Annotated in this window: 7 protein-coding genes; 6 read left to right on the forward strand and 1 reads right to left on the reverse strand. The window is 74.5% G+C overall.

Annotated features, from left to right (window positions below):
- The first annotated feature begins 51 nt into the window (after positions 1–51).
- The 5 genes from HFP89_RS02195 (at position 52) to HFP89_RS02215 (ending at position 4,448) form a co-directional block, all read left to right on the forward strand.
- A complete protein-coding gene (locus tag HFP89_RS02195; RefSeq protein WP_168716006.1) occupies positions 52–1,053 on the forward strand; it encodes a zinc-binding alcohol dehydrogenase in 1,002 nt (333 codons plus the stop codon).
- A 93-nt stretch (positions 1,054–1,146) separates the two neighbouring features.
- Entirely contained in the window at positions 1,147–1,545 is a 399-nt protein-coding gene (locus HFP89_RS02200; RefSeq protein WP_168716007.1) for a 6-carboxytetrahydropterin synthase, read from the forward strand.
- On the forward strand, positions 1,542–2,606 hold the full coding sequence (locus HFP89_RS02205) for a glycosyltransferase family 4 protein (RefSeq protein ID WP_168716008.1): 1,065 nt from the start codon (positions 1,542–1,544) through the stop codon (positions 2,604–2,606). Before HFP89_RS02200 ends, HFP89_RS02205 begins: the two co-directional genes overlap by 4 nt.
- Positions 2,603–3,508, forward strand: coding sequence for a class I SAM-dependent methyltransferase (locus HFP89_RS02210; RefSeq protein WP_168716009.1), 906 nt, complete (start codon positions 2,603–2,605; stop codon positions 3,506–3,508). The genes HFP89_RS02205 and HFP89_RS02210 overlap by 4 nt, the downstream gene beginning before the upstream one ends.
- Positions 3,509–3,530: 22 nt before the next feature.
- Complete coding sequence (locus HFP89_RS02215; protein ID WP_168716010.1) at positions 3,531–4,448, forward strand: lysylphosphatidylglycerol synthase transmembrane domain-containing protein; 918 nt, start codon at positions 3,531–3,533, stop codon at positions 4,446–4,448.
- Positions 4,449–4,496: 48 nt separating this feature from the next.
- On the opposite strand, the gene HFP89_RS02220 is transcribed toward HFP89_RS02215, so the two are convergent.
- Positions 4,497–5,357 carry a RibD family protein gene (locus HFP89_RS02220; RefSeq protein WP_168716011.1) on the reverse strand — a complete coding sequence of 287 codons (861 nt, stop codon included), beginning with the start codon at positions 5,355–5,357 and terminating at the stop codon, positions 4,497–4,499.
- Positions 5,358–5,516: 159 nt separating this feature from the next.
- Here HFP89_RS02220 and ribA point away from each other — a divergent pair, with 159 nt between their 5' ends.
- A complete protein-coding gene (ribA, locus tag HFP89_RS02225) occupies positions 5,517–6,608 on the forward strand; it encodes a GTP cyclohydrolase II RibA (RefSeq protein WP_168716012.1) in 1,092 nt (363 codons plus the stop codon).
- Positions 6,609–6,810: the final 202 nt, after the last annotated feature.

Genomic DNA, 6,810 nt, shown 5'->3' on the forward strand with positions numbered 1-6,810 from the left:
GCTCGAGACTCGGCGCCCCGACGATGACGCCGACGTTACACAATAGAGCGCATGAGTGAAACCAGGCCCACGATCGCTCGAGGATTCTGGACCGTCGCGCCGGGCCGCGGCGAGCTGCGCGAGTGCGTGCTCGACCCGCCCGGCCCGGACCAGGTGCGCGTCCGCACGCGCTACAGCGGCATCAGTCGGGGCAGCGAATCGCTGGTCTTCCACGGCCGCGTCCCGGAGAGCGAGTACCGGCGAATGCGCGCGCCGTTCCAGCGCGGCGAGTTTCCGTTCCCGGTGCAGTACGGTTACGCCTGCGTCGGCGAGGTCGAGGCCGGACCCGATCGGCTTCTCGGCCGAACCGTGTTCTGCCTGCACCCGCACCAGGACCGCTTCGTGGTGCCGGCCGAGGCGGTGCACGTGCTGCCCGAAGGGGTCCCGGCCGGACGCGCGGTGCTCGCGGCCAATGCCGAGACCGCATTGAACGCGCTGTGGGACGCCCAGGCCGGCCCCGGCGACCGGATCACCGTGGTCGGCGGCGGGGTGGTCGGGCTGCTGGTTACCCGGCTGGCCGCCCAACTCCCGGGCGCCGAGCTCACCCTGATCGACGTCGACCCGGCCCGCCGGGCCGTGGCCGAGCGGCTGGGCGCGACCTTCGCCCTCCCCGACGAGGCCCCGACCGACCAGGACCTCGTGTTCCATGCCAGCGCCACCGCCGAGGGCCTGCAGACCGCGCTGAACGCGGCCGGCTTCGAGGCCGAGATCATCGAGCTGAGCTGGTACGGCGAAGGTCGAACCCCGGTCGCGCTGGGCGGCGCGTTCCACGCCCGACGGCTGACGCTGCGGGCCAGCCAGGTCGGCCGGGTACCGGCACGGCGCCGGGCACGCTGGACCCCTCGCCGCCGGCTGGCCGCCGCACTGGCCCTGCTGGCCGACGATGCACTGGACGCGCTGATCGACGACGAGTGCACCTTCGACGCGCTGCCGGCGCGGATGCCCGGCCTGGCCAACGCGCAGGCCGCCGGCCTGTGCCTGCGGGTCGCCTATCCCGACCGACATGCCGACTGATCTGCCGACCGACCTGCCGACCGACCTGCCGATCGAGCGAGGTCGTCGTCCGCCGCCGCTCGATCGGGCTCCCCATCCGCACGAGGAAATCCGATGTACCACCTGACCGTTCGCGACCACTTCATGATCGCCCACAGCTTCCGCGGCGAGATCTTCGGCCCCGCCCAGGGGGTGCACGGCGCCACCTACGTGGTCGACGCCCGGTTCTCGCGTGCCGCGCTCGACGGCGACAACCTGGTCGTCGACATCGGCCTGGCCGGCGACGTGCTGGCCGGCATCCTGGCCGAGCTGAACTACCGCAACCTCGACGACGAGGAGCGCTTCGCCGGACAGAACACCACCACCGAGTTCCTGGCCGGCCACATCCACGCGCGCCTGGCCGAAGCCGCCCGCGACGGCCGCCTGGGACCCGGCGGCCGGGACATCGAGCGAATCGCCGTGACCCTGTCGGAATCCCACGTCGCCCGCGCCGGCTTCGAAGGGCCGGTGTGAGTCCGACGCCGGCACTCGACCTGCTGGTGCCCGGCGACCCGACGCGGCGCACCGGCGGCTCGCTGTACGACGCGCGGATCGCCGAAGGCCTGCGCGCGGCCGGCTGGACGGTCGGCGTGCACGGGCTGGACGGCGATTTTCCGGTCGCCGACGACACCGCCCGCCGGGCCTTCGACGCCGCGCTGGCCGGCCTCCCCGACGGCGCCACGGCCGTGGTCGACGGACTGGCGCTCGGCGGTCTGCCCGAGGTCGCCGAGGCCCACGCCGGGCGACTCGACCTGGTGGCCCTGGTCCACCACCCGCTGTGCGACGAGACCGGCCTGGCCGCCGCGCGTGCCGAGCGACTGCGGGCCTCGGAGACCCGCGCCGTGGCGGCCTGTCGCCGCATCGTCACCACCAGCCGGTTCACCGCGCGCCGTCTGCAGGCGCTGGGCATGGCCACCGCTTCGATTGCGGTGGTCGAACCCGGCACCGACCCGGCACCGCCGGCCCGCTCGGCCGTCGCCGGCTCCGACGGCGGCGAACGGTTCGAGCTGCTCTCGGTCGGCAGCCTGGTGCCGCGCAAGGCCCAGGACCTGCTCGTCGATGCCCTGGCGCGAGTGGCCGACCGGCCCTGGGCGTGTCGACTGGTCGGCGCCCCCCGCGACCCGGCCTTCGCCGAGCGCGTCGGTGCCCGGATCCGCGAGCACGGCCTGGCCGACCGCATCGACCTGCCCGGCGAGGCCGAGCCGCGGGTGCTGGACGCGGCCTACCACGCGGCCGACCTGTTCGTGCTGCCGTCGCACTACGAGGGCTTCGGCATGGTCGTCACCGAGGCCCTGGCGCGCGGCCTGCCGCTCGTCGCCACGACCGGCGGCGCGCTGGCCGACACCGTGCCCGAGACCGCCGCGCTGAAAGTGGCACCGGCCGATCCCGACGCGCTGGCCGCGGCCCTGGCCCGCTGGTTCGACGAGCGCGCGCTGCGCGCGCGCCTCCGCGCCGGGGCGATGCAGGCCCGCGCCGGGCTGCCCGACTGGCCGAGCGCCGCGCAGCGCTTCGCCGACGCGGTCCAGCTCCGATGAGCGAAGAGCATCGCGACAGTGGTCACAACGATCGCTTCCAGGCCGACTGGCTGGCGCTGCGCGAGCCGGCCGACCATGCCGCCCGGTCGACCGCGCTCGAGGCCGAGCTTCGCGAAGCGCTGGCCGGCCGCGCTGCACCGCTGCACATCGTCGACCTGGGCGCCGGCACCGGCAGCAATGCAGCGCACCTGGCCCCGCGGCTGCCCTGCGCACAGCACTGGCGGCTGGTCGATCACGATGCCGCGTTGCTGGAGCGGGCCCGACGACGACTGGGGCGAATCGAGGGCCCGCCGGACTCCGATCCCGGCATCGAGCTCGAGATCGAACTCGATCTCCGTTCGCTGGCCGATCTCGACGCGGTGCTCGATCGCCCCTGCGACCTGGTCACCGCCTCGGCGCTGCTCGACCTGGTCTCGCGCGATTGGATCGAATCGCTGGCCGCTGCCATGGCGCACCGGCGCTGCGCGGTGCTGATGGTGCTCAGCGTCGACGGCCGCTGGCGCTTTCTCGGGCCCGATGGGCGCGGCGTGTCCGACGCCGACGACGACCGGATGCTCCAGCACTACCGCGACCACCAGGCGCGCGACAAGGGCCTGGGCGCGGCCCTCGGCGGCGAGGCGCCGGGCGTGCTGGCCGCCGCCCTCGAGCGGCATGGGTACATCGTCCGCACCGCGCCCAGCCCATGGCGGCTGCCGGCCGGCCTCCACGACGCGCTGACCGGCCGACTGCTGGCCGGCTGGGCCGAAGCGATCGCCATCCAGGTGCCCGAGGCACGGGCCGAGATCGACGACTGGTCGGCCCGACGCGCCCGCGCGCTGCGCGACGGTCGGATCGGCGTCGAGGTCGGCCACGTCGACCTGTTCGCGCAGCCGCCGGCATCGCCCGGAGCTGCTCGACGATGAATGCACGCCCGGGCATCGGACCATGACCGCGCGCTGGCGCCTGGCCCTGCGCGTGCTGACCAGCCTCGGTCTGCTGGTGCTGCTGGCGTGCCTGCTCGACCCGGCCGAGATCGCCGACCAGGTGCGGCGCATCGACCCGTCGTGGCTGGCGGTCGGCCTGGCGCTGTGCGTGCTGCAGATGCTGGCCGCAGCCGCCCGCTGGCGCCTGACGGCGATCGCGATCGGCGTTCCGCTGTCGCGTCGCCGCGCGATCTACGACTACTACCTGGCCGGCCTGGCCAACCAGCTGCTGCCCGGCGGCGTGGCCGGCGACGCGGCCCGCGCCGTCCGCCATGCCCGCAGCAGCGGACGGACCGGGCTGGCCGTGCGCGCGGTTGTGCTGGAACGCGCCTCGGGCCAGCTGGTGCTGTTGACGATCACCGCGCTGCTGCTCATCACCACCCCGCTGGGCCGCACCATCGCCGGCACTGCCGACAAGGCGCTGGGGCCGGCGCTGCCGGCTGCTGCCGCGCTCGGCGCGCTGGCGCTGGTCGTGCTGCTCCGGCGCCGACCGGACTGGCTCCAGGCGCTGTGGACCGACGCCCGCCGCGCGCTGCTGTCGCGCCGCTACGGCCCGCGGCAGCTGCTGCTGTCGCTGGTGGTGTTCGGCACACTGTGCGGCGCCTTCGCCAGCGCCGGTCGCATGCTGGGCGTGGAGGTCGGCGGCGCCGACCTGCTGGTCCTTGCGCCGCTGGTGCTGCTGGCCATGCTGATCCCGCTCTCGGTCGGCGGCTGGGGCGTGCGCGAATCGGCCGCCGCCGGTCTGTTCGCGCTGGCCGGCTACGCGCCCGAAACCGGCGTCGCCGTGTCGATCGCCTACGGGCTGGTCACACTGCTGGCAACGCTGCCGGGCGCGCTGGTTCCGCTGCTGGAGCCGGACGAGCGCTCCACCGCATCCTGATCGATTGCGGGGACGACTGTCGAAACGATGGCCGGATCGATTGCCGGATCAGTCGTCGAATCGATCGTTGCCTCCGGCGCCGTACGCGCCGCTCAGGGCAACGTCGAACAGCGTATCGTCGCCCAGCGCCACGCGCCGCACCGTCGGCCGCAGCGCCTCATCGACGGTCCGGATCGGGCGCAGCGCGAGCCCGCAGCGGCCCGAGCCCATCAGCATCGGCGCGACCAGCAGGTGCAGGCGGTCCAGCGCGCCGGCGTCGATGAAGCGCGACAGCGTCACCGCGCCACCCTCGACCAGCACCCGCCGGAGCCCGCGCGCGGCCAGCGCCTCGAGCACCGCCACGGGCTCGACCCCATCGGGGCCGACCTCGATCGTCGCGCGCTCGACGTGCGGCCCGGCGGCCGATTCCCCGACCGCCGGTCCCACCAGGTGCAGCGTTGCCGCCGCACCGGGCGCGGCAGCCAGCGGCGAGGTGTCGAGCGGTGCCCGACCGCGCGGATCGAGCACCACGCGCACCGGGTCGTCGCCCGGCACGTGGCGAACCGTCAAACGGGGCTGATCGGCGACTACCGTTCCGACGCCGACCAGGACGGCATCGACCAGCGCGCGCAGCCGGTGCAGGTGGACCAGGGCGGCGTGGCCGTTGATGGTGTGCGAATGCCCGGTCTCGGTCGCGATCCGGCCGTCCAGGGTCTGGCCGAGCTGACCGACCACCCAGCGCGGACCGGCCGCGGCCACCGGAGCGAGCGCATCGAGCAGGTCGGCCGCATCCGCATCGACCGGCCGATCGCCGGCCCAGCCGTCCGGGGCGATGTGCAGGTCCGGACAGGCCTGTCCGCCCCGCCCGGCGCGCGCCCGCAGCGCGGACCAGGCGGTCTCGAGATCGATCGGATCGGCGGCGTCGGGCATCGGCACGGGGTTCCTGGACGGTCGTTGGAGAGGCTCGCTGCGCGGCCTGAACGACCGCCAGCGCGTTGAACTCTAGCCCAACCGCCGCAATATCGGTTCACGCACGCGTCGTCCCTGCCGCGCTATCTTGGCGCTTTGAACGCCCCGGTGAATCCCGCCATGCATCAATCCGAACGCGCCGTTTTCGACCTGCGTCGCGGCCTGCCGGTCCTGATCCGCGCCGCCGACGGCGATCGGGTTGCCTACCCGGTGGAGCGCGGCAGCGCGCTGCTCGACGCGCTGGAGCCGGCCGAGGACGCCGCGCTGGCGCTGGTGCTGCGGCGCCCACGGCTGGCCGCGCTGGGCCTGCCGGCCGATGACGATGCCCGGCTGCCCGCGCGCCTTCGCGGGCCGATCGCCCGCGACCGGCTGGCTGCCTGGGCCACCGGCGACGGCCGGCCGGCGGACGACGCGTTCGGACCGCTGGAGCCGGCCGGCAGCGCCGACCGCGCCGCGCTGGCGCTGATGCGGCGGGCCCGGCTGATCCCGGCGGCGATCACCGGGCCGGTCACGCCAGAGCTCGAGGCCCTTGCCGAGCGCGGCCCGCTGCTTCGGGTCGAGGCCACCGAGGCCGCGGACTGCGCCGACCAGGCCGCCGACCGGGTCCGCCGGGTCAGCGAAGCGCCGGTGCCGCTGGCCGACGCGCCCGACAGCCGGTTCGTGCTGTTCCGCGAGGCCGACGGCCTGCGTGAGCATATCGCGGTGGTCATCGGCCAGCCCGAGAGCTGGCCCGACCCGGTGCCCGTTCGCCTGCACTCGGCCTGCCTGACCGGCGACCTGTTCGGCAGCCTCCGCTGCGACTGCGGCGAACAGCTGCGCAACGCGGTCGCCACCATCGCCCGGCTCGGCGGCGGCGTGTTGCTGTACCTGGACCAGGAAGGCCGCGGCATCGGCCTGGCCAACAAGCTGCGCGCCTACACGCTGCAGGACGCCGGCCACGACACCGTCGACGCCGACGGCCTGCTCGGCTTCCACCACGACGAGCGCCGCTTCGCCTCGGCCGCGAGCATGCTGGAATCGGTGGGCGTCAAACGCTGCCGCCTGCTGACCAACAACCCGTCCAAGATCGAGGCCCTGACCGCCCACGGCATCGAGGTCCACGCCCGGGAAGCCGTCTACGGCCGCCTGACCGAACAGAACCGACGCTACCTCAGCGCCAAGGCCGAACGCTCCGGCCACCTGCTCGACGACGTGCTCGACGCCGAGTCCTGATCGTCGGACCCATCGCCGGCGCTGGACCGAAGGCCTGCGGAAGGCCGGCTGTGCCGGGCGAAGGGTGGCCCGGCCTTCGCGAGCAAGCTCCCTCCAACAGGCGAATCAGCGCCGGCGCCGGATCGAAGGCCTGTTGGAGGCCGCTTGCGGGCGAAGGGTGGCCGGTTCCGGCCTTCGCGAGCAAGCTCGCTCCCACAAGCAT

Source organism: Wenzhouxiangella sp. XN79A, assembly GCF_012272825.1.
In the GTDB taxonomy this organism is placed as follows: Bacteria; Pseudomonadota; Gammaproteobacteria; order Xanthomonadales; family Wenzhouxiangellaceae.

Bases quoted from the DNA above. Each gene is read 5' to 3' on its own strand.
- HFP89_RS02215 (WP_168716010.1), top strand. From the start codon at position 3,531: ATGACCGCGCGCTGGCGCCTGGCCCTGCGCGTGCTGACCAGCCTCGGT.
- HFP89_RS02195 (WP_168716006.1), top strand. From the start codon at position 52: ATGAGTGAAACCAGGCCCACGATCGCTCGAGGATTCTGGACCGTCGCG.
- HFP89_RS02210 (WP_168716009.1), top strand. From the start codon at position 2,603: ATGAGCGAAGAGCATCGCGACAGTGGTCACAACGATCGCTTCCAGGCC.
- HFP89_RS02200 (WP_168716007.1), top strand. From the start codon at position 1,147: ATGTACCACCTGACCGTTCGCGACCACTTCATGATCGCCCACAGCTTC.
- HFP89_RS02220 (WP_168716011.1), bottom strand. From the start codon at position 5,357: ATGCCCGACGCCGCCGATCCGATCGATCTCGAGACCGCCTGGTCCGCG.
- ribA (WP_168716012.1), top strand. From the start codon at position 5,517: ATGCATCAATCCGAACGCGCCGTTTTCGACCTGCGTCGCGGCCTGCCG.